Raw genomic sequence first — 18,875 nt, forward strand, 5'->3', positions numbered from 1 at the left:
TAGGCGTAAACGAAAAGAGCACATTCCTTGATTTTTCAAGGTTTGTGCTCTTTTTTGATGTAAATAAGTGGCAATATTTTTGCCCCTTAATTGCCCCTTTTTGAAAAAATGTGCCCCTTAATTGCCCCTTATTAAGCAAGTAGATTAACAGAGCGGACAAGTTCCTTATCCTTTTCTTTCATTCTCTCAGTAACGTGCAGATATATCTTTTTAGTGATTCTTGAATCCTCGTGGCCAACTCTTCTTGTAATGGTATCAAGAGGCACGCCAGCCTCAGCAAGAAGTGACACATGAGTATGTCTTAGCACATGAGTAGTTATTGGACGCTTCAGAACATCCTCTGACGTCTTCTTAAGGTATTTATTAAAAGCATAATAATTCAAATAATCCCCGTTTTCATCACAGAAGAATAAGCGAAGCCTCAAGCCTGTTTTAAACCGTCTAGCGTTTAGATCCTTTTTAATCTCCTGGCACAAAGATTCAAGCTCAGGTTGCATATCTATATCTCTATTAGAGCAGCTGGTCTTGGGAGAGTGCACATCAGATTTTATCTGAGCGTCTAAAGTTTTGTTAATGTGTATCTTCTTATTTCTGAAATCAACATCAACGATTGTAAGAGCTAGCACTTCACCTACACGCATCCCCGTAAGAGCCATGAACTGAGTAAGCCCTTTCCACCGTTGCACCTTCATAGAATTAACAAGAAGGTTCAGCTCCTCACGTTCTAGGAACTTATGCTCTAGCTTCTCCTTAGCCTCTTTATCATTTACAGGCTTTAGCTTGTCAATCCATCTGATATCTGCAATATAGTCATTATCATAAGCCCAGTGCATAAACGATTTGAACCTAACGAGCCTCTCGTTCTTGGTGCTAGCCTTGTCTCTTGTGGAATATAGATTATTGGCCACGTACCCAGCAGTCAGGTTGGAGACGATTGCAGCAGGATTAAGCATCTTGCAAATGGTGTTAAGAGTGCTCCTGTTGCGCTTAACAGTTCCTTTGGTAACAGTTTTTGCTTGATATTCGATATAAAGGTCCGCAAGCTCTCCAAGAGTAATGTTCTCATGCTTGAGAGCAGGGGTAGATGCAGCGGCTATCTTTTCAGCCAGGATTGCAGCAGCATCCTTCCTAGTCATTTTATTATCTTTTAGAAGAGTAACAGAGACCTTCTTAGTTTTACCCGTGAGAGGGTCTTTGTATCTCTCACAGAATTTAAATTTTCCATTATCTAAAGGTTCAACCCACATAATAAATACCTCCTTGAATATGCAAATTGAAATCTATATAATAGGCGTTGCCTGGTTGCATGAGTTAGAGGGAGACAGATTATGAGTTTCATCGTTCAAGTGGCTCAGTTAGCAGTGAATATTATTCGCTTGCTTTATGAAATCTGGCGCGACCGTCACAAAAGTGACTGCTAGTTAATCTAGCCTGATGATGCAGCAGAAGCTCTCAGAAGTAGCAGTGTAGCTCGCAAGCTCAAACCGTTCACTTGAGACATTAAAATCTCATGCAACTGGCGAGCCAGGCACTACGGAAGTGAGTGGAGCTGCATTATTTGACAAAAACTAAAGATGTGATAATATATCTATAGAACGATGAGACGGTTCATAACTGAACTTTCTAAACAGCAGCCTGAACAACTGCGAACAATTTAGCACCCTGCGGGGTGCTTTTTTGTTTATCTAAATTGCACCGGTGCAATTTTCCCGACGTCGGCAAAACGATAAGACTTTACCTATCTAGTTCATGCTCTTCCATTTCAGTTCTTTCATGTTCTAGTGCTACTTCTTGCTTTAATCTGTTTTCACGTTCTCTATCATCTAATCCGAGCGCTCTGCAAACCATAGCTTTAGTTATATTATCTGCTGAGCGATATTTCTCAATTACAGTTTTTTCCTCGGGAGTAATACCTGTTGTCACGAACTGTTTGTTTGCGCGAGCCAAGAATTCTTTATCATCTAAAGATTCTGTAATTGGCATCTTTATTAATTCAACTACATTTTCACCATCCATTACTGGCATGTTAATAGAACCGGTTTGTTGCCATCCCATCAAAAAGGCGGGGGGCACATTACATAATTTGGCGGCAAGTTCGATTTTGTCTGATGGAATATTGGTTATAATATTATTTTCATATTTGTATAGTGTTTGCTTTGAAACGCCGATTTTGTCGGCAAACTCTACTTGCGGCATGCACATCTTTTCCCTTAGTACTTTAATTCGGTCCCCAACGGTCATTGCTACTTCCTCCTTCAATATTTGAATATGTATACATAATATCATCAAAAAAGTTACCGAACAAGAAAAAAATAACTTGACAAGTTACAAAAATGTAATATGATATAAGTAACTTAAAAAGTTACGGAGGCGATTAAATGATAAAGACCAATGAGCTTAGAGGGAGGTTCGCAGCTAAGGGATACAGTCAGAAAGAAATAGCTGATATGCTTGGAATAAGCACAAAAACACTGTACCTCAAGATGAAATCTGGAATATTTGGAAGTGATGAAATCCAAATAATGATAGATAAGCTCGAAATCGAGAATCCTATGGATATTTTTTTTGCACACGAGTAACCTTTTAGGTTACTACTGTGATACCCTACGGCTATCACAGTAGACATATGTTGACAACATATGTCTAAAACATTGGGGAAGGGAGGAAGATATGGAATTACAAAGAGGCGACGAAATCCAAGTATTAGATAGGAATGGACATTACTTATTTGATGGAATGGTAACTGGAATTAATCCAAAAAGAAAGCGCAATGTTCATTATATAAGACCTAATGGATATGTAGGAGTAGTTAAGAGTACGCAGGTAATTAAGACAGGGAAAAGATACAGATTTGATGCTGTACTTGAAGATGAGATGAAGAAAGCATATGTACAGCTCCAGCTTGACGATTCAGAACTAAAAGCTGTAAGGAAGAAAGCTGAAGAATTAAAGAATTTACTAAAAGAAGCCAGCTCTTTGCAGAAAGAACTGGCCAATACAGAAGTAAAAATAAAAGTAAAGCTACCTTCTAAACAAAGCTAACTTCGAAATCTTTTTCGCAATTAGGGCAGTTCACTAAAAGCGAAAATACGTGTACTTCTGAATTACAGTGAGGGCAAATCACATCAATGCCAATTGTTGAAACATTGGCAGATATTTCAGCAAGCATGTCTGAAATGCCTTTTTCATCGAGTTCGATATCGCACATAACATTAACCTCCTTATCTTATTTCAGCTCTGCAACAGCTGATAAGGAGAGTATAGCAGAAAGGAGACCACGGTGGGAACGGAAGAAAAGCTAAAAGAAGCAATAACACAAGCCTATGAGGCTATGAACGAGCTTGCGGTTGAATTAGAAAGCTCCAGAAAAATGGCTGTTAAAATTCCCCACGCGTACGAGAACAAGAGCCAACTGGCAGAGACCTTTGGACTATCTCGCCAATGCATTGGCAACTGGTACTCGGATTTTGAGGCGGTGGTTGCAACAGGTCGATATGGACCATACGCAATCTTAGATACCCAAACGAATGTGGCGGCATTCGCAGACTTCATTAAATACCGTAGATGGTTCAAGGAGAAGAACATGGCCAAAAATATTCCGGCATTCAACCTGATTGCCGCGATAAACATAATCATTCCCGAGCAAGCGGCTCGTTGAAAGGAAAAAAGGAGAGAATGAAAAGAAAAAAGTTAAGGCTGCTAAGGTATACAGCGGTACCGATTGCAGCAGGGCTACTTGTCGGCGGATTAACAAGTAGGCTCACAATGGATTATCTAGACAACAAGCTAGATGAAATGATAGTTGCCAAAGCGAGCGCTCCAAGAGCTGGAGCAATTGCAGCAGTATCAAAGATACAAAAAGAAACAGAAGAACCATATCTGATCCTTAATATGGTAAGTCCGAATTACTCTGTTGCGACGTCGCAAGCGGACGATGTTTCAGGACTAACATTCGCTGATGAAGAATCACAAATGCTTTTAAAGATAGCCATGGCTGAAGCGGAAGACCAGGGCGTTATCGGAAAAGCACTTGTAATGAATGTAATCAAAAACAGAGTAGATTCAGAAGCATTCCCAAACAGCATTGAGGATGTCATATACGATTTTAAGCAATTCAGTCCCGTCTGGGATGGTCGATATGATGAGGCGGTACCCGATGCAGAATGCTACGAATCACTAGAGATGGTTTTAAACGGTTGGGATGGCTCCAGCGGAGCACTTTACTTTGAGGCAGACTGGAACGAAAGCCAGTGGCACAAAGAAAATCTTCAAGAGCTGTTTCAATACGGAAATCTAATATTTTACAAGGGAGAATAAAAAATGAAATTGGGAGAGGGTGTTTCACATTGCCAGTCGGCAACAATTTCACTTTATTAAAAAATGTAAAAAAAGACCAATCAACTAAGTGATTGGCCAAGCACCTTACGGCTTTTTTCAACTAAAGAAAGTATACCATAAGGTGCCCACCAATGCAATTTTTAAGGGCTGCCAAGGGCAGTCTTGAAAGCTTGATAAGAATATTAAAGTTAGGGACACACCATGGCATATATAAGAGAAGAATACACATTCCCCGACTCAATAGAAGTAGAGATTAAATGGACTGGTAGGTATGGAGCCAGGGGAGAGAGACGAGGCCCACGACAGAAAGCTACGCCAGAGGTTATTGAAAAACAAAATCAGCGAAACAAGGAAAAGAGATATCGAAGATTAATAAAGGCCAATTTCAGGAAGGGAGACCTGTGGTTGACTCTCACTTACCCACGAGGAACTAGACTAACCATCGAGGAAGTGAAAAAGGATATTTCGAATCTCAACAAGATGCTCAGGCGGGAGTATCGAAAACGAGGAGCTGATTACAAATGGATTAGCAGAATCGAAATTGGGGCAAACGGTGGCATCCACATACACATGATTGTTAATCACGTAAGAGGAGAGCCAAGCATAGAACAATTTATAGCGGAACACTGGAAGCAGGGACGAGTCAATTTCGAAATGTTCAAAGGCGATGAAGAGTCAAACAAGAAGATTGGAGACTACATCACCAAGCCATTGACTGAGAACCAGGTTAAACGAGCAAGAGAGCAAGACATCAATCCAAAGGAACTTGTCAAGGTATCCAGCTCCCGCAACTTGATCAGGCCAAAGCCAAAGCGAAAAGCGTATAGTCACAGAACCATGCGCAAGGTTGTTGACACAGGTCAGCCAATAGCACGTAAAGGCTATTACGTGGATAAGAGCTCTGTGGTATTCGGAGTTAACCCGTTCACAGGACTCAGCTATTGCTATTACACGGAAATCCGAGGAGACACGGAACCATGAAAGTAACAATATACACAGACAGCACCATCAAGGGCCCAGCGGAAACAGATGGCTGGTGTGCAGCAGTTGTTGAATACGAGGGCGGAAGAAGCCGAACAGCCTTCTCTCAGATACGAGGAACTACTCAAAAAGCAAACCTCATGTGTTTAAAAGGAGCGTTAAGGCTGATAAACGTTGAAGCCGACGAGCTTTTAATATACACAACATCAACATACGTTGCAAAAGGACTTACCAGCTTGGATGAATGGAACGCTAACGACTGGAAGAAGACGGATGGGAAGGAACTCAAATATGCGCCTCACTGGTCAGCGATATTTGAGCATATTAGGACCAAAGAAATCACTGTAAGTACAGAGAGCCATAGTTATTCAAAGTGGATGAAGTCAGAGATGGAAAGGAGAGCAGCTGATGGATAAGCAAGTGGAGTTCATCAATCTTGAAATAAAGCTGAAAAAAAGCTGTGCGCCAAATCTCAACCATCATGTTTATTTGAACTTGATTCATCCCAAAGAAAACTTTCTACAAATCAAGCGAGGCGAAACAGTTCTTAGAACTATACGAGAAGAGGACGAGGAACTACTATGGCATGCAGGCATTAAAATCCTTGAAGGCATAGAAAAGGATAGTTAAACACGGAAAGGAAAAAGTTGTTATGTTTGAAAGATTCGGAAATCTAGACACAGCAGATGCAATCAACAAGGTCGCAGAGGAAATCAAAGCGACAGGAGACGAAGAAAAGCTAAAGGCTTTATGCGAAGAGAACGGAATAGACCAAGAAGATGCAGAAGACTATATGGACGGAGTTCTAGATGAGCTTGTTACTCCGTTGTCAGCAGCTCTTGGAAAACTTAGAGCAGAGGAAGCGTATCTGAAGCTTGGCGGAATCCTAACAGACTGGGTAGATGAACTTAGAAATGAATGCATAAACGATGAAAAGATGCAGCAGGCTGTTAGATCATCATCAAAGGAGCTTGCAGGATATATTGCAGCTCTTGCTGAAAACGGATATGAGAACAGATGCGTAGTAAGCCCAGCAATTGTGAAGCAGACAAAAACAATTAATAAGCTGCTAAATGGCCACGAGTTTTCTATAGGTGTGCCAGATAAAGCTACAAGATTGCAATTGATGAAGGACTACTACCTGAGTTAGGAGGCCATCATGATTTGTTACAAAGGATTCAATCGAGACTTGGTGTGCACATTAGGAAATGGAGCATTTCAGTACAAGGTTGGCCAAACCTACAAAGAAGAGAAAGCCCAGTGCGTTCAGACTGGATTCCATGCAGTTGAAGAACCAATCCAGGTATTTAGATGGTATAGCGGTAACGGAGCAAGATATTGCATATGCGAAGCAAAAGGAGATGTCCATGAAGATGGTGCTGACAGAATATCTTGTACCGAACTGACATTGCTCAAAGAGGTAACAAAGGAGCAGATAGCAGCTCTGGAATGCGAGTGGATGAGACAGAGACCCAATCGAGATTATGACGGATTTGTTCAACGAAATTCAGGTTATGCATCCAAAAACGAGATTCTTATCGTAAGAGGCACAAATCCTAAAGCATCAGGAGACGAGAGAGCAACCTTATTCCTGGTAAAAGAAAAAGGTAAAGCTCATGAAAAGGAAATAGTATCGATTGATGTGATTAAGGTTACAGAGGAAACAAAAAACATTGTTTTCTTAAGCGGGGGAAGGATAGATGCAAAAAGCAGAATTAAGAAAACTCCGAAGGCTAGATGCGACTAAAGAGATGATGCAAAAGGCAAAGTATAAAATTACGGTCCATGACAGATACGAGGATGAGGACACGCAGATTTATGAGTACGAAGCCTTTATCAGAATACAAAACCTAGGAGCTTATATCAAAATAGCAATCTTTGACCCAAGCTGGATGAGGGCAAATTGCACCGGTGCAAAATTCGAAGTGTTTTTAAACATCGAAGGTCAGGAATACATCACAAGAGAGCTCGATCAGGAAGGCAACGAAGTAAAATGGCTAACAGCCATGATATACAACTTGTTAGAGAAGAACGGGCTCAAGCATTACTGGTGGCAATATGATTGCAAACAAAAGATATTTGCTAATGCAGATGCAATGAAGACATTAGCAAGAATTCCAGTAGAACATGAAAGAGGCTATAAAGGGATAGAAAGGTTGCAGCAGTGGCAACAAGCAGTCAAAGACGAGGAAACAAAGAGAAGAGAGAAGGCAGAACAGAAGCCATGGGATGAGGATATGGCAAAGATACCAGCACTGCCAAAGAACTTCAATGTATGGGCTAGGAAGAATGTGCTTAAAGACCATTTTATCTTCTACGAATATAGCCCAAAGAAGACTACCACAGGGTGGTGCACGAATTGTAGAACTGAGGTAACAGTCCAGGAGCCTAAGTACAACAAAACAGCAAGGTGCCCTCACTGTAGAGCTAAAATCATCTACAAGTCCACAGGCAAGATTAAGACGCTATACGCTGAAGGATATTCAGCGAACATCATTCAAAAGATTGATGGAGGAATTGTCGAGAGGACATTTACGTATAGCGAGAGCTATCGAGGTGATCCAAGGCATCCGCAAGAACACTTCTACGAGTATTCAAGAAAGCTTTTAGTGGATGACGAAGTGAAGACATACTACTGGCAGTCATACAAAAACAAATATGTTAGATGGTGCCTAGGAGAGACCATTAGTGTAGCCCATGAAGGCTTCCACTATGGCTGGTATGAAAACACGATTCTATACAAAGGCAATCTCAAGAAGATGGATAGTCCTTTGCTTAAACATAGCTCATATATGCTATGGAACAAGCTTCCAACGAGGTTGATGGCATACGTAATACTCGAAAAGCGATACCCAGTAATCGAGAGACTGGCCAAAGTGGGATTGTTTAGCCTGGCAAAAGAATTAATTCGAACCAGCAACAGCGAGCAACTAAAAAAGTATTCAGAACAGACATCTCTTGCAGATGGATTAGAGCTTGATAAGTTCAGGCTTAAAAGATTAAAGGCCATGGATGGCAATTTAACAGCACTCAGATGGCTACAGCGCGAAAAGAAGGATAACGAGGTTATATCAGACGACATAATCAAAACATTGGCCTCAGAGAACATTGGATATCTAGACATAGCATTTGCTCTCAAACGTCTATCAATAACCAAAACCTTTAACTATTTAGTAAAGCAGGCTGACGCAATGGGCGAGAGTATCGGACAGACAATCACAACATGGAAAGATTATTTGAGCATGGCAGAAAGGGCAAAGCTGAATCTTGCAGCAGACCAACTATTTAAGCCAAAAGACCTCAAGCTGGCACATGATGCAATGGTTCTTGATTCGAAGAAAGAAGAGAGAGCAAAGCTGGTTAAAAAGCTAGAAAAGGAATGGCCAAAGGTTGACTCAAAGATGCCAAAGCTCAAGAAGTTCGAGTTTGCAGCAGACGGATATCAAATTGTGGTTCCTAACGGAATTGAAGACATCGTAACAGAAGGTTTGTGCTTGAGACATTGTGTACATACCTCAACATACTACTACGACAGAATCCAAAGGGACGAAAGCTATATTTTCTTTTTGCGAAGAGCTGAGAACCCTGATTTTCCTTGGTACACCTTAGAGGTAGAGCCATCAGGAAATATTAGGCAGAAAAGAACCACTGGAGACAAGCAAAACGATGATTTCAAGAAAGCAATAGCCTTTTTGAAAAAGTGGCAGAAATACTTCAAAAAACAGCTGACAAAAGAGGAGAAAAAGCTTGGAGTCATAGCGGACCAATTAAGACAAGAGAACTACAGCCAGCTGAGGAAGGATAAAAAAGAGGTATGGCATGGCAAATATGCCGGACAACTTCTGGCAGACATCCTGGAGGCTGATTTCATGAAAGCAATGTAAGGAGGAGACATGGAAAACGAAATAACTTACCAAAAGACCTATGCGCAGTTCAAAGAGGAGTGCGACACAGTAGTCAAGCAGACCGCAGAAAGCTTTGTAAGGCTTGGATATCTGCTGAAGGTGGCAAGAGACACAGACATCTTGAAAGAAAGCACCTACAATACGGTGGCCGAGTTTGCTGAAGCTGAATACGGATTAAATGCCACCTACGTGAGCAGATTTATTTCTATCAACGACAGATTTTCAGAAGGTGGCTACTCAGATCGGCTTGAGAGCAAATATCAAGGCTTCGGATACGCAAAGCTCTCAGTAATGCTTCAGCTTCCAGATGCGATGAACGAGGAACTATCAGCAGACATGACTAAGGCAGATATAACAGCCGTTAAAGACGAGTTCGACGCTGAAAAAAAGGTGACAGATATAGAGCGAATGATAGAGCCTCAAGCAGAAGCTCCTGAGTTGCCAATGAGGTTGCAATTATTGTACAAGACACTTGATAGCCTCGGAGAAAGTGAGCCAGAGATATTTATCAAGGTTGCCAAGTCTGCAGACTTAGAAAACACGGAAAGCCGAGTGGTACTTGCAATGGTTCCTAGTGATACAAAGGTGTATTCGGTAAGAGTTATGGGCTTAGGCAGAATGGTGCTGACATGCTCAGAGGATAAGGTCTCAATCGTAAATTCTAGAACAGCTGATAAGCAGCTTTACACTTGGGCTGAGGTTAAGCAAATGTGGGAGGAGATTGGAGCTATTGAAGAGCTGCCATTTCCAAACAAACCTGAAGAAAGATGGGAAAAGCACTATGGCCGAAAACTAGAAATTGCACCGGTGCAAGAGGAAAAGAAAGAGACAAAGAAAAAGGAGTCAAAAGTTGTCAAAGCCAAGGAAGTAACAGAAACAGATACTCACCTGACAGAGGCTGAAAACAAATCAAACGATTCTGAGAACGAAAATCAAGGATTTGAGAACGAATCACATGATTTTGAGAACGATTCTTGTGAAGATGATAACGGGGAGATAGAAGATGAAACTGATAATGGTAATCCTGGAGAGGATGATTATTCAGACGAAGCTGAAGCTGATGATGAAGTAGAACATGTTGAGGTTGCAGCAGTAGAAGATTTTGTTGATGACAGTCACGAGCCAACACCTATTGAGATTGAGTTGGCAGAGTGCATCAATCTTTTAGATGGCTACAGAGCAGAGCTGTGCAAACCTAATTTAACAAGTCGAGGCGTAAGGGAACTCAAAGACAATATGGTTCCATTAATCGCCCAAGCAATGGGAAGACTTGCATCAGCGCTTTGGGATAAAGAGATAGCAGAAGACGATGAGGAGGACGAGGGAGAATGAGAGTTTATTTAAGTGGACCAATCACAGGAAAAAAGAATTACATGAAGCATTTTGCAGCAGCAGAGAATGATGTCAAAAGAGGCGGACACGAGGTAATCAATCCAGCAAAGAATGCTCACGTAATGCCAAGAACAACTACACACAAAGAGTACATGAAGGTGTGCTTGGCTCAGCTAGATTGTTGCGATGCAATTGTAATGCTTAACGGTTGGAAGGAATCCAGCGGAGCTAGAGAAGAATTCTGCTATGCAGTAGATAAACGTATACCAATATTTTTTGAGGAGGAAAAATAATGTCAAACGAAATCCCAAGCAAAGAAACAAGCAGAGGAACAATAGTACACTACGGAGCATGCCGATATTGTGGCCAGCATCATTCCTTTGAAGGAATAATCGACATGACCGAAGAGGAGAAGATCACAAAGGCCACATCAATGTGTGATTGTGAGGAAGCGATAGGAGAAACAAAGCGCCTAGAGGGCGTAGAGCTGGCGAAGAAGAACGTAGACAAGCTTTTAGGCAAGTATGCATTTGCTGAACTTCTAAAGCCATTCGCAGAGGAGCTTGCTAAGTTCCATCTAGACAGCCTTACAGTCAAAGTTGGTAATGTTACAGCCTCAATGAGCTACAAGGATGGAAAAATCATCGTCAAAAAGAAAGTCACAGACGAGAGTACATTGGAGGCTTAAGATGAGCAAATCAATCATGCATCAGAAGGATGGCAGCTGCTACCTGTGTATGCGATTGAACCTTGACTATGATACGCACAAGACTACAGAAGAGCATCACGTAGTGTTCGGAGTCCAGAACAGAACCAAAGCCGAGCACTACGGACTCAAGGTTTATCTTTGCCATGAGCATCACACGGAAGGCAAATATGCAGTACATAAGAATTACAAGATAGCTCGTATGCTTCAGAACGAAGCACAAATGAGATTCGAGGCAGTACACCCAGAGTTAGACTGGATGAGCGTATTTGGACGCAACTATAAGCAAGATGAACAGTCGGTTGCGACATCGCAAGAAACAGAAGATACAGAGCCAGGATTTAGATTTTTGGAAGAGGAAGAAATAAATGGCACGCAAGAAAGCAGAATACAGAGGACCTGATGAAACAGACATTGCAGCAGGAGCTGCGAAAAAGAGTCTAAAGAGCTATGGACATTACATGGAGGAGCTTCAAAGAAAGGATGTTGTAGTTATTCAATGCGACGGGGTAGAACGCAAAACAGTAAGGGAAAGAATGCAAGAAGAACGTGAGAGGAGAATTGAAATGGGAGAATTAAAAGCTGGTGATACAGTTAAATGTTTTAACCATGAGGATATGCGCCACGTTTTAGAGAGTCTAAAAAAGCAGGGCTACAAGGCAGATTATCTGTATGAGAAAGATGGCAAGGAAGGAATGCGGATAATTATCAAATAGCAAAAAGGAGGTAAGTTATGGAACAGATTGTAGGATTAAGGGTTGAAGGAGCACCACCATACGCAAAGGACTATCAAATTTGGATTGTAAGAGTTGATGAATTGCATCAGGATAAAGCCTGGTTTTTTGGAGCTTATGAGACAGAAGAATATGCTAAGGAGATAGTAAAAGATATCCATAGAGCAGTAATAGTGCTTAATCCTGTAACAGAAGGAATCTAGTAGGAGGGGAACATGGAGAAGGAAAGAGAGCCACCAAAGTAATTGGTCTATTGCAGCAGGATAATAAATTTTATATACCACACGAAAAAAAGGGAGATTAAATAAGCATGACAAAAGCGGAAGTGCACGAGATATTAACATCACCAAGAAGGACTAAAAGACAGATAGCGGTCACTAAAGCTCAGATGGAGAAGCTTAGAGTTATGATGCTGCCTGGAGCAATACGATACGACAAGGATAGCGTGCAATCATCGCCACAAGACCCAATGTTGATATTCGCCGAGAAGCTGGACGAGCTAATGCAAACCGCAAAGAGATTGGAACTTGCATACATGCAGCAGTATACAGCAGTGGAGACTCTAGCAAATGCCCTGGATGATGCACACAGAGATGTAATAAAACTAAGATATTTGGCGGATTATGGAGCACCACAGATAGCACTAGAGCTAAACTATTCGGAATCTACGGTATACAAGCTCAAAAGAGAAGCAATAAAACTTTTAGAAGGATGATAGTAAAAGTCAAGAAAAAAAGTTTTTATAGTGCTACTATGATAGTGTAAAAAAACTTAAAGACCCCCCAATACAAATTACTTCTCCGAAAGGACTTAGCGTGACGCTAGGTCCTTTTTGAGTATAACAAAGCATTAACAGCTGGCCTGTTCGAGTGCTTTTTATAATAGATCATGTCGGGGCAGCATATAAATGCGCCCCGAGGCTAAGGCCGAGGCAACTATGAAGAACGAAAGATATGCAAATGGTAGCTTAAGAAGAAAACATAGAGCAAGATTCAAGGCTATGGATGCACCCTGTGGCATCTGCAAAGGCAAATACGGCCCCATCCATTACGACGAGCCTAGCGACCATAACCACCCGCTATCGTTCGTTATCGACGAGATAATACCGATATCGAGAGCTTTAGAGTTCGGTTACAGCTCGAAGCGTGAAGCTGCCGAGGACTGGAATAACCTACAAGCGGCTCATTATTGGTGCAATGCCCAGAAGAGCAACAAGCTTCCAAACGAACAAAAGAAAAAGGTTTCACATTCAAGAATTGTGCAGGACGGCAACTGGTAAAACTCTTATATGTCATATAGATTCTCCTTTTTCGCTGAAGGGTGGGGAGGGACCCCTCCCCACACCCCTAAGCGACCCCATGCCGTACCAGCGTCGACACACTAAATGCAAAAATCCACAGTTTTTGCATCAGGTTTCAAAAGTAACAACATAATGAACAAATGTCGTTTCACTTTACGACAAAAAACAACAAAGGAGGTGCATTATGGCTACAACAAAGAAGACTACAACAAAGCGCAAAAGCACTAAAACAGCGAGCTCGCGGACATCAGCAAGAAGTGTTAATTCTGTTGAAAAGAAGTGGAAATCTGAGGGCGAACTTGGAGCAGTTGAAGCAATCATTCTTAAATACGCAAAGATGATAGATATCACAGATTCGAGCAGAGATTTGAAGCCATTGGCATCTGGAATGCTTGAAGCTATCGACAGAAAGAAAGCCCTTGAAGCGGCGAAGGGCGAAAGTGGAGCAATGGAAGCTCCAGTATTTAAGATTCTAAAGGCAGCTAATGGAAATTAAGCTGGGGTGCCAGGAGCCCACCTTCAGATGGTCCGCTCCATATGAAAAAACGGAAGGTGGCTTTGCTAGTCAGTTATCAGCCGCTTATGATTTAACACCCCATGAATGGCAAGACCTGGTATTAAATGATTGGCTTGCTGTAGATGAAAACGGAGTATTGATTAATCACACCTGCGTGCTAATGGTGCCACGTCAAAATGGTAAGACTGGCGTTTCAGATCCTCGTGAGACATGGGGATTAATTGCACGAGGTGAGAGCATATTACACACAGCTCAAGAGTATCAAACAGCTAAAAAGGCATTTGATAGATTGAGAGCTAAATTTGGTGAAAAAAGGAATGATCCATTTGCAAAGTATCCCGAACTTAATGCAATGGTGAAAAAGTATACTACATCAGCCAATCAAATGATTCTCGATTTGACTAATGGCGGACATATTGAATTCAGAACTCGTGGCAACGGTACAGATGTTGGCCGAGGCGGTACATTCGATTTGGTAGTAGTTGATGAGGCGCAGAGCTACACAGAAGCACAAGCTGAAGCTCTAGCGCCTTTAAATATATCAGCCCCTACAGGTAGTCCTCAAACAATATTGATGGGGACTCCACCAACACCAGAGGCAATACACAAAGGATTTATCCTGGCTAAGACAATTAAAGAGATAAGAGCCGACAAGCCTAAAGGTTCATGCTTGCATCTTTGGGGAGTGGATGAGGTTGGAGATGTCAAGGACATAACAAGATGGTACAGATGCAATCCATCTCTGGGATACAACCTTTTGATTTCTGGTCTTGAAAAAGACATGAGAATGATGACCGATGATGGATTCGCTAGAGAGCATTTAGGATATATTGCGAACATTCTGGAGAAGAAACAAGACTTTGCACTAAATCATAAAATGTGGGAGGCTTGCAAATCTTCTAGGAAACAGGATGGAGAAGGCAAAAGAGCCTATGGAGTCAAGTTCTCATCAGATGGAGCCATGGTCACTCTTTGTGGAGCGATTATTGATTCTAAGGGATATGCAAGAATATCACTTATAGAGCACAAAGAGACTATCCATGGTACTAACTGGCTTGCAGATTGGCTTAATGCAAGATACAACACGGCATCTTGCGTTGTAATAGATGGACGAAACGGTGTAGATGTGCTTGTCGACAAGATAGCACCTACATGGAAGCGCAAAGGCTCTGTTGTTCGTCCAAGAGCAAACGACATGATTGCAGCAGTATCTACTCTGATCAATGAGCTGGCGGAAGAAACTGTTAGCTGGTATGGAGAGCAGGAGCTGCTTAATGATAGTGCATTGACATCTGTTAAAAGGTCTATTGGCTCAGGCGGTGGATTTGGATTCGGTGGTGAAAATCCCGAACCTATTGAGGCTTGTGCATTAGCTCTTTGGGGATGTAGGAATAGTAAATCAGAACCAGGAAGAAAAATGAGGATAGGTTAATGGAATTCAATATCAATCCAGATAGCATTGTAAACTTTCCTTCTAACGAAGCTGCAAAATTGCAGCAGTTATTTGATGTTTACGATCGCCATAAAGCACAAAATGAAACAAAAGAAGAGTATTACGAGGGTAAGGTTACCCTTAATCAGGTCAATATTGGTATTGCCTTACCAGATGGCTTAAAGAATCTTAGAATCGGCTGTGAGTGGGCTACAAAGACTGTAGATGTGCTTGCGGCACGTTCTATGTTTGATGGCTTTGTAAGTGTAAAGGGAACAGAAAACAAGACACTTGATGCTATCTCGAAAGAAAATAAGCTGGTAACCATGTATAAGGCTGCTTGTAAGGATGAGCTTAAGTTTGGATGTACATTTGTGACCTTATCAGCAGATAAGAAAATCAAATGCAAAATCAAATTTCATTCCCCACAGACTGCGGCGGCTCTCTGGAACGGCGAAAAGGATAGGATTGATTGTGGCTTTGCCATTATCGATACTGTTCCGGACGAATCAAAGCAGGGAGAATACAAGCCATCACATATAAACTACTACACTGATGAGGCCATATGGGAAATCATCCGTGAGGACGGTGTTTGGGTAGCTCATGAGTATAAGCATAAGATGGGATGTCCTCTGATGGAAGCTCTTGTGTGGAATAAGACAACAGCAAAGCCTTTTGGTCGTTCTCGTATTAAGAGCACTGTAAGAAGCTTGGTAGATGGTCACATTAGAACTGTAGCCAATGCCACAATTGGCTTAGAGTTTGCAACATCACCGCAGAAGTATTTACTAGGCATTACTGATGAACAGTACGATGCGATGATTGACAACAAATTCAAGACATATGTTGGCTCACTTTTGACAGCAACAATGAATCCAGACAGTGATAAGCAGCCACAATTTGGCCAGCTCACTCAAGGAAGCCTACAGCCTCACATCGATATGATGAGAATGTTGGCCACACAGTTTGCAGCAGAAACAGGATTGTCTGTTACAGATACAGGTGTCATTAATGATGCTAATCCTACATCAAGTGATGCAATTTTGGCACAAAGCAAAACATTAGTATCGCTTGCAGAAGAACTGAATTCAGGAAATGGTGATGCATTAGAGCATATTGCAAGAATGGCTCTAGCTATTGCAGAAAATAAGAGCCTGGATGAATTGGATGAGACAGCGGATGTGATAGCACATTTCAAAAATCCTGCAATGCCTAATGTTGCATCAACAGCAGATGCGGCTATTAAGCTTGCAAGTGCTAGAAGCAATTTCGCAGATACAGACGTATTTTTGGAAATGGTGGGCTTTAGCCCAGCAGATATTGCAAGAATCAAAGCTCAGGAGCAAAGAGCTAGAGGATTGGCTCTGATAGAGGACATAGATGCAGATATCAACTAAGGACTGGAAGAACTACATAGCGAAGTTATCCAAACTTAACGCTACAGCAGCTGAAAAGATGCAGCAGTATATTGCCAAACACGGATTTGCAGATACAGAGGCCATTATTGATTATGCATACGGTCTTGTAACTAAGTACGGTGAAGGCTCTGCCGCCTTATCGGCGCAGATGTTTGAAACTATAGCAGAGATGGAAGGGGCTGTTATTCAGCCCGCTGTAATGGCTCAAACAGCCTCTAGAAACGAAGTAGCAAAAATGGTTAATGGCATTATGAAGCAGACTCAAAATGAGAATGTTATAGCGAATGCCGTAGGTAGAAAAGTCAAGCAAGCTGGAGCTGATACCACGCTCCAGAATGCTTTGAGATATGGAGCAGAATTTGCATGGATTCCTGCTGGTGATACATGTGCCTTCTGTATTGCACTTGCATCAAGAGGTTGGCAGTTAGCCTCGAAGAATGCTATTAAGAATGGACACGCAGAGCATATTCATTCAAATTGTGATTGTACCTATGCCATCAGATTTGATTCAAAGACTCATATTGAAGGCTACGATCCGAAGTATTATGAGCGCATGTATTATGATGCTCAGGATAGAGCAGCTGAGGAAGGAACCTTCTGGAGCGGAAAGTCCGATAAGGATGCCATCAATCAGATGCGTAGAGATAAGTACAAGCTTAATGCTGAGAAGATTAGAGAGCAGCATAGAGCTGCTTACGCGAAGCGACAGATGGATTTTAGGCATGAACGCGATACGGATAATCCTTTTGTATCAAACGTAAAAGAAGGCACAATAACAGCAAAAGGAATTACAAGAAGTCCAAACGGCATATACGTCTCTGATAAGCTAAATATAAAGCCCAAAAAGTTACAAGAAATAGAGAATAATGTCACACAATTTAAAAAGATGATAGGAGTGGAGGGAAAGGTAGAACCTAAGATTGTTCTTGTAGCGGATACAGAATTGGGAAAATCTGGTGGTAGATATGTGGCGGCAGAAAACACACTCTATTTTAAAGTGTTTGAAGATAAAAATGTTGAAAGACATATGAATTTGCATGAGCTCTTTCATTGGGAGGATTCACAGCAGTACATAAATGCCGGAAATATTATTAATTCTGATGAGGACGTTATCGACTATATGTGTGAAAAAAGTAAGAGAATTCTTGACAAAAAAGGCATTACAGCCGATAATGTAGGTGAGATAAGTATATATGCAAGGCATATGTATAATGCAAAGAGATTTGATGAGGTATATGTTGAATATAGAACAGTAGAGGGATTGAAAAATGCCAATTTTACCAAAGGAATTACAAGAAAAACTTAAGATTGTTGAAAAATGGATGAAGAATGGGCAATTCATCGAGGGAACTCCAGAATATGTCTTGGAGTTTGACAGAGAAATTGGTGATTTTTATATTAAAGAGTCTGAAGGCGTGATGTAGCAAGAATGAGCACTTACCTAGGTAAGTGCTCAGACTGTAGACAAAGAGGATGCTGCAAAACCGAGTTTTGCAGCATCCTTTCTTTTTTCTAAGTTTCTTTTCTGATTTTTGTTGAAAAAGGCCTTTCTTTAGGCCATTTCTAATTCCCATTCTTGCTGTATCTTTGCCAGTTTCTTTAAATTCATACACGCAAAGGTAAGCGCGACTTTCATTATCATGCGCGCCTTACCATACATTTGTGTATATCTAAAACCATGATTCTCTTTAGCTGTTCCAAAGATTCTTTCTATGGTTTCTTTTCTGTGAGAGTATAAATCTTTCATACCTAAGGTCTGTCTTATATCTTCACATGCTTCCATGTATTCTTCCCAGACATGGCGAGTTACAATTTTTACATGATTCTTGCTTGCTGTACATTGTCCTAAGAACTCACACTTCTCACATATGTGACCACAGCTTTTGTATTCCTTATAACCATCTCTATTTGTAGTACTGTATTTTAATATCTGGTCATTAGGGCAAATATAGCAGTCATTGTATTCATCATAGACATACTCATATTTCTTAAAGAATCCTTCTTTGGTCTGAGGCCTCTTATAAGGGAAAACTGGTTTGACTCCATCATCAAGAAGTAGCTTTGCAATGGCAGGAGTTTTATAACCTGCATCAACAACACATTTTTCCATACCAATGTCCTGAAGTTTATCATACAGACCTTTGAAAGTTCTGCTGTCATGCTCATTGCCAGGATTAACATCGAAGCCTAAAATCCACCCATTCTTATCACA

General features: G+C 41.3%; 26 protein-coding genes and 1 pseudogene. 23 read left to right on the plus strand and 4 right to left on the minus strand.

Going from position 1 to position 18,875, the window contains the following annotated elements; genetic code table 11:
- Positions 1-131: 131 nt before the first annotated feature.
- Together BM097_RS12735 and BM097_RS12740 are read right to left on the minus strand one after the other, a co-directional pair.
- Positions 132-1,247 (minus strand): tyrosine-type recombinase/integrase, encoded by a 1,116-nt coding sequence (locus BM097_RS12735; protein WP_090550639.1) that lies wholly within the window; start codon positions 1,245-1,247, stop codon positions 132-134.
- 487 nt (positions 1,248-1,734) lie between these two features.
- On the minus strand, positions 1,735-2,241 hold the full coding sequence (locus BM097_RS12740) for a helix-turn-helix domain-containing protein (protein ID WP_090550644.1): 507 nt from the start codon (positions 2,239-2,241) through the stop codon (positions 1,735-1,737).
- A 137-nt stretch (positions 2,242-2,378) separates the two neighbouring features.
- On the opposite strand from BM097_RS12740, the gene BM097_RS12745 reads away from it, so the two are divergent.
- Entirely contained in the window at positions 2,379-2,579 is a 201-nt protein-coding gene (locus BM097_RS12745) for a helix-turn-helix domain-containing protein (RefSeq protein WP_090550648.1), read from the plus strand.
- Positions 2,580-2,670: 91 nt separating this feature from the next.
- Positions 2,671-3,042 carry a hypothetical protein gene (locus BM097_RS12750; RefSeq protein WP_090550653.1) on the plus strand — a complete coding sequence of 124 codons (372 nt, stop codon included), beginning with the start codon at positions 2,671-2,673 and terminating at the stop codon, positions 3,040-3,042.
- Here BM097_RS12750 and BM097_RS12755 read toward each other — a convergent pair.
- Positions 3,029-3,208, minus strand: coding sequence for a hypothetical protein (locus BM097_RS12755; RefSeq protein WP_090550656.1), 180 nt, complete (start codon positions 3,206-3,208; stop codon positions 3,029-3,031). The genes BM097_RS12750 and BM097_RS12755 overlap by 14 nt on opposite strands.
- Positions 3,209-3,280: 72 nt before the next feature.
- Here BM097_RS12755 and BM097_RS16105 point away from each other — a divergent pair, with 72 nt between their 5' ends.
- The 21 genes from BM097_RS16105 (at position 3,281) to BM097_RS16420 (ending at position 18,087) form a co-directional block, all read left to right on the plus strand.
- On the plus strand, positions 3,281-3,658 hold the full coding sequence (locus BM097_RS16105) for a hypothetical protein (RefSeq protein ID WP_143084990.1): 378 nt from the start codon (positions 3,281-3,283) through the stop codon (positions 3,656-3,658).
- Positions 3,659-3,765: 107 nt separating this feature from the next.
- Complete coding sequence (locus BM097_RS12760) at positions 3,766-4,317, plus strand: cell wall hydrolase (RefSeq protein ID WP_177197463.1); 552 nt, start codon at positions 3,766-3,768, stop codon at positions 4,315-4,317.
- A 426-nt stretch (positions 4,318-4,743) separates the two neighbouring features.
- Entirely contained in the window at positions 4,744-5,319 is a 576-nt protein-coding gene (locus tag BM097_RS12765) for a rolling circle replication-associated protein (RefSeq protein ID WP_143084991.1), read from the plus strand.
- Positions 5,316-5,735: an RNase H family protein gene (locus BM097_RS12770; RefSeq protein WP_090550668.1), complete on the plus strand. Its 420-nt coding sequence runs from the start codon at positions 5,316-5,318 to the stop codon at positions 5,733-5,735. The genes BM097_RS12765 and BM097_RS12770 overlap by 4 nt, the downstream gene beginning before the upstream one ends.
- On the plus strand, positions 5,728-5,949 hold the full coding sequence (locus tag BM097_RS12775) for a hypothetical protein (protein WP_090550670.1): 222 nt from the start codon (positions 5,728-5,730) through the stop codon (positions 5,947-5,949). The genes BM097_RS12770 and BM097_RS12775 overlap by 8 nt, the downstream gene beginning before the upstream one ends.
- 22 nt (positions 5,950-5,971) lie before the next feature.
- Positions 5,972-6,469, plus strand: coding sequence for a hypothetical protein (locus tag BM097_RS12780; protein ID WP_090550673.1), 498 nt, complete (start codon positions 5,972-5,974; stop codon positions 6,467-6,469).
- A gap of 9 nt (positions 6,470-6,478) precedes the next feature.
- Positions 6,479-7,066, plus strand: a complete 588-nt coding sequence (locus BM097_RS12785) for a DUF7666 domain-containing protein (protein ID WP_090550676.1) — start codon at positions 6,479-6,481, stop codon at positions 7,064-7,066.
- Entirely contained in the window at positions 7,020-9,203 is a 2,184-nt protein-coding gene (locus BM097_RS12790; protein ID WP_090550678.1) for a PcfJ domain-containing protein, read from the plus strand. The genes BM097_RS12785 and BM097_RS12790 overlap by 47 nt, the downstream gene beginning before the upstream one ends.
- Positions 9,204-9,212: 9 nt before the next feature.
- Complete coding sequence (locus tag BM097_RS12795; RefSeq protein ID WP_090550681.1) at positions 9,213-10,556, plus strand: hypothetical protein; 1,344 nt, start codon at positions 9,213-9,215, stop codon at positions 10,554-10,556.
- Positions 10,553-10,849, plus strand: a complete 297-nt coding sequence (locus tag BM097_RS12800; RefSeq protein WP_090550686.1) for a DUF1937 family protein — start codon at positions 10,553-10,555, stop codon at positions 10,847-10,849. The genes BM097_RS12795 and BM097_RS12800 overlap by 4 nt, the downstream gene beginning before the upstream one ends.
- Positions 10,849-11,244: a hypothetical protein gene (locus BM097_RS12805; protein WP_090550690.1), complete on the plus strand. Its 396-nt coding sequence runs from the start codon at positions 10,849-10,851 to the stop codon at positions 11,242-11,244. The genes BM097_RS12800 and BM097_RS12805 overlap by 1 nt, the downstream gene beginning before the upstream one ends.
- Before the next feature lies 1 nt (position 11,245).
- Entirely contained in the window at positions 11,246-11,665 is a 420-nt protein-coding gene (locus tag BM097_RS12810) for a hypothetical protein (protein ID WP_090550694.1), read from the plus strand.
- On the plus strand, positions 11,631-11,978 hold the full coding sequence (locus tag BM097_RS12815) for a hypothetical protein (protein ID WP_090550697.1): 348 nt from the start codon (positions 11,631-11,633) through the stop codon (positions 11,976-11,978). The genes BM097_RS12810 and BM097_RS12815 overlap by 35 nt, the downstream gene beginning before the upstream one ends.
- 17 nt (positions 11,979-11,995) lie before the next feature.
- A complete protein-coding gene (locus tag BM097_RS12820) occupies positions 11,996-12,199 on the plus strand; it encodes a hypothetical protein (protein WP_090550701.1) in 204 nt (67 codons plus the stop codon).
- 107 nt (positions 12,200-12,306) lie between these two features.
- On the plus strand, positions 12,307-12,711 hold the full coding sequence (locus BM097_RS12825) for a sigma factor-like helix-turn-helix DNA-binding protein (protein ID WP_090550704.1): 405 nt from the start codon (positions 12,307-12,309) through the stop codon (positions 12,709-12,711).
- Between the two features lie 222 nt (positions 12,712-12,933).
- The gene (locus BM097_RS12830) at positions 12,934-13,275 is read left to right on the plus strand and encodes an HNH endonuclease (RefSeq protein ID WP_143084992.1); all 342 of its coding nucleotides are present in this window, start codon (positions 12,934-12,936) and stop codon (positions 13,273-13,275) included.
- Positions 13,276-13,480: 205 nt separating this feature from the next.
- Positions 13,481-13,792, plus strand: a complete 312-nt coding sequence (locus tag BM097_RS12835; RefSeq protein ID WP_090550713.1) for a hypothetical protein — start codon at positions 13,481-13,483, stop codon at positions 13,790-13,792.
- Positions 13,782-15,245 (plus strand): hypothetical protein, encoded by a 1,464-nt coding sequence (locus BM097_RS12840; RefSeq protein ID WP_090550717.1) that lies wholly within the window; start codon positions 13,782-13,784, stop codon positions 15,243-15,245. Before BM097_RS12835 ends, BM097_RS12840 begins: the two co-directional genes overlap by 11 nt.
- Positions 15,245-16,642 (plus strand): phage portal protein, encoded by a 1,398-nt coding sequence (locus BM097_RS12845; protein WP_090550722.1) that lies wholly within the window; start codon positions 15,245-15,247, stop codon positions 16,640-16,642. Before BM097_RS12840 ends, BM097_RS12845 begins: the two co-directional genes overlap by 1 nt.
- Positions 16,626-17,969 carry a VG15 protein gene (locus BM097_RS12850; RefSeq protein WP_090550726.1) on the plus strand — a complete coding sequence of 448 codons (1,344 nt, stop codon included), beginning with the start codon at positions 16,626-16,628 and terminating at the stop codon, positions 17,967-17,969. Before BM097_RS12845 ends, BM097_RS12850 begins: the two co-directional genes overlap by 17 nt.
- A complete protein-coding gene (locus tag BM097_RS16420; RefSeq protein WP_177197464.1) occupies positions 17,932-18,087 on the plus strand; it encodes a hypothetical protein in 156 nt (51 codons plus the stop codon). Before BM097_RS12850 ends, BM097_RS16420 begins: the two co-directional genes overlap by 38 nt.
- A gap of 146 nt (positions 18,088-18,233) precedes the next feature.
- Here the strand turns inward: BM097_RS16420 and BM097_RS12855 are convergent.
- Positions 18,234-18,875, minus strand: a pseudogene (locus BM097_RS12855) (transposase); the annotation flags it as partial.

Source organism: Pseudobutyrivibrio sp. OR37, from assembly GCF_900113655.1.
In the GTDB taxonomy this organism is placed as follows: Bacteria; Bacillota; Clostridia; order Lachnospirales; family Lachnospiraceae; genus Pseudobutyrivibrio.

Bases quoted from the DNA above. Each gene is read 5' to 3' on its own strand.
- BM097_RS12835 (WP_090550713.1), top strand. From the start codon at position 13,481: ATGGCTACAACAAAGAAGACTACAACAAAGCGCAAAAGCACTAAAACA.
- BM097_RS12770 (WP_090550668.1), top strand. From the start codon at position 5,316: ATGAAAGTAACAATATACACAGACAGCACCATCAAGGGCCCAGCGGAA.
- BM097_RS12820 (WP_090550701.1), top strand. From the start codon at position 11,996: ATGGAACAGATTGTAGGATTAAGGGTTGAAGGAGCACCACCATACGCA.
- BM097_RS12805 (WP_090550690.1), top strand. From the start codon at position 10,849: ATGTCAAACGAAATCCCAAGCAAAGAAACAAGCAGAGGAACAATAGTA.
- BM097_RS12740 (WP_090550644.1), bottom strand. From the start codon at position 2,241: ATGACCGTTGGGGACCGAATTAAAGTACTAAGGGAAAAGATGTGCATG.
- BM097_RS12790 (WP_090550678.1), top strand. From the start codon at position 7,020: ATGCAAAAAGCAGAATTAAGAAAACTCCGAAGGCTAGATGCGACTAAA.
- BM097_RS12815 (WP_090550697.1), top strand. From the start codon at position 11,631: ATGGCACGCAAGAAAGCAGAATACAGAGGACCTGATGAAACAGACATT.
- BM097_RS12830 (WP_143084992.1), top strand. From the start codon at position 12,934: ATGAAGAACGAAAGATATGCAAATGGTAGCTTAAGAAGAAAACATAGA.
- BM097_RS12735 (WP_090550639.1), bottom strand. From the start codon at position 1,247: ATGTGGGTTGAACCTTTAGATAATGGAAAATTTAAATTCTGTGAGAGA.
- BM097_RS12840 (WP_090550717.1), top strand. From the start codon at position 13,782: ATGGAAATTAAGCTGGGGTGCCAGGAGCCCACCTTCAGATGGTCCGCT.
- BM097_RS12845 (WP_090550722.1), top strand. From the start codon at position 15,245: ATGGAATTCAATATCAATCCAGATAGCATTGTAAACTTTCCTTCTAAC.
- BM097_RS12800 (WP_090550686.1), top strand. From the start codon at position 10,553: ATGAGAGTTTATTTAAGTGGACCAATCACAGGAAAAAAGAATTACATG.
- BM097_RS16420 (WP_177197464.1), top strand. From the start codon at position 17,932: ATGCCAATTTTACCAAAGGAATTACAAGAAAAACTTAAGATTGTTGAA.
- BM097_RS12810 (WP_090550694.1), top strand. From the start codon at position 11,246: ATGAGCAAATCAATCATGCATCAGAAGGATGGCAGCTGCTACCTGTGT.
- BM097_RS12760 (WP_177197463.1), top strand. From the start codon at position 3,766: ATGGATTATCTAGACAACAAGCTAGATGAAATGATAGTTGCCAAAGCG.
- BM097_RS12780 (WP_090550673.1), top strand. From the start codon at position 5,972: ATGTTTGAAAGATTCGGAAATCTAGACACAGCAGATGCAATCAACAAG.
- BM097_RS12785 (WP_090550676.1), top strand. From the start codon at position 6,479: ATGATTTGTTACAAAGGATTCAATCGAGACTTGGTGTGCACATTAGGA.
- BM097_RS12850 (WP_090550726.1), top strand. From the start codon at position 16,626: ATGCAGATATCAACTAAGGACTGGAAGAACTACATAGCGAAGTTATCC.
- BM097_RS12755 (WP_090550656.1), bottom strand. From the start codon at position 3,208: ATGTGCGATATCGAACTCGATGAAAAAGGCATTTCAGACATGCTTGCT.
- BM097_RS12750 (WP_090550653.1), top strand. From the start codon at position 2,671: ATGGAATTACAAAGAGGCGACGAAATCCAAGTATTAGATAGGAATGGA.
- BM097_RS12775 (WP_090550670.1), top strand. From the start codon at position 5,728: ATGGATAAGCAAGTGGAGTTCATCAATCTTGAAATAAAGCTGAAAAAA.
- BM097_RS12795 (WP_090550681.1), top strand. From the start codon at position 9,213: ATGGAAAACGAAATAACTTACCAAAAGACCTATGCGCAGTTCAAAGAG.
- BM097_RS12745 (WP_090550648.1), top strand. From the start codon at position 2,379: ATGATAAAGACCAATGAGCTTAGAGGGAGGTTCGCAGCTAAGGGATAC.
- BM097_RS12825 (WP_090550704.1), top strand. From the start codon at position 12,307: ATGACAAAAGCGGAAGTGCACGAGATATTAACATCACCAAGAAGGACT.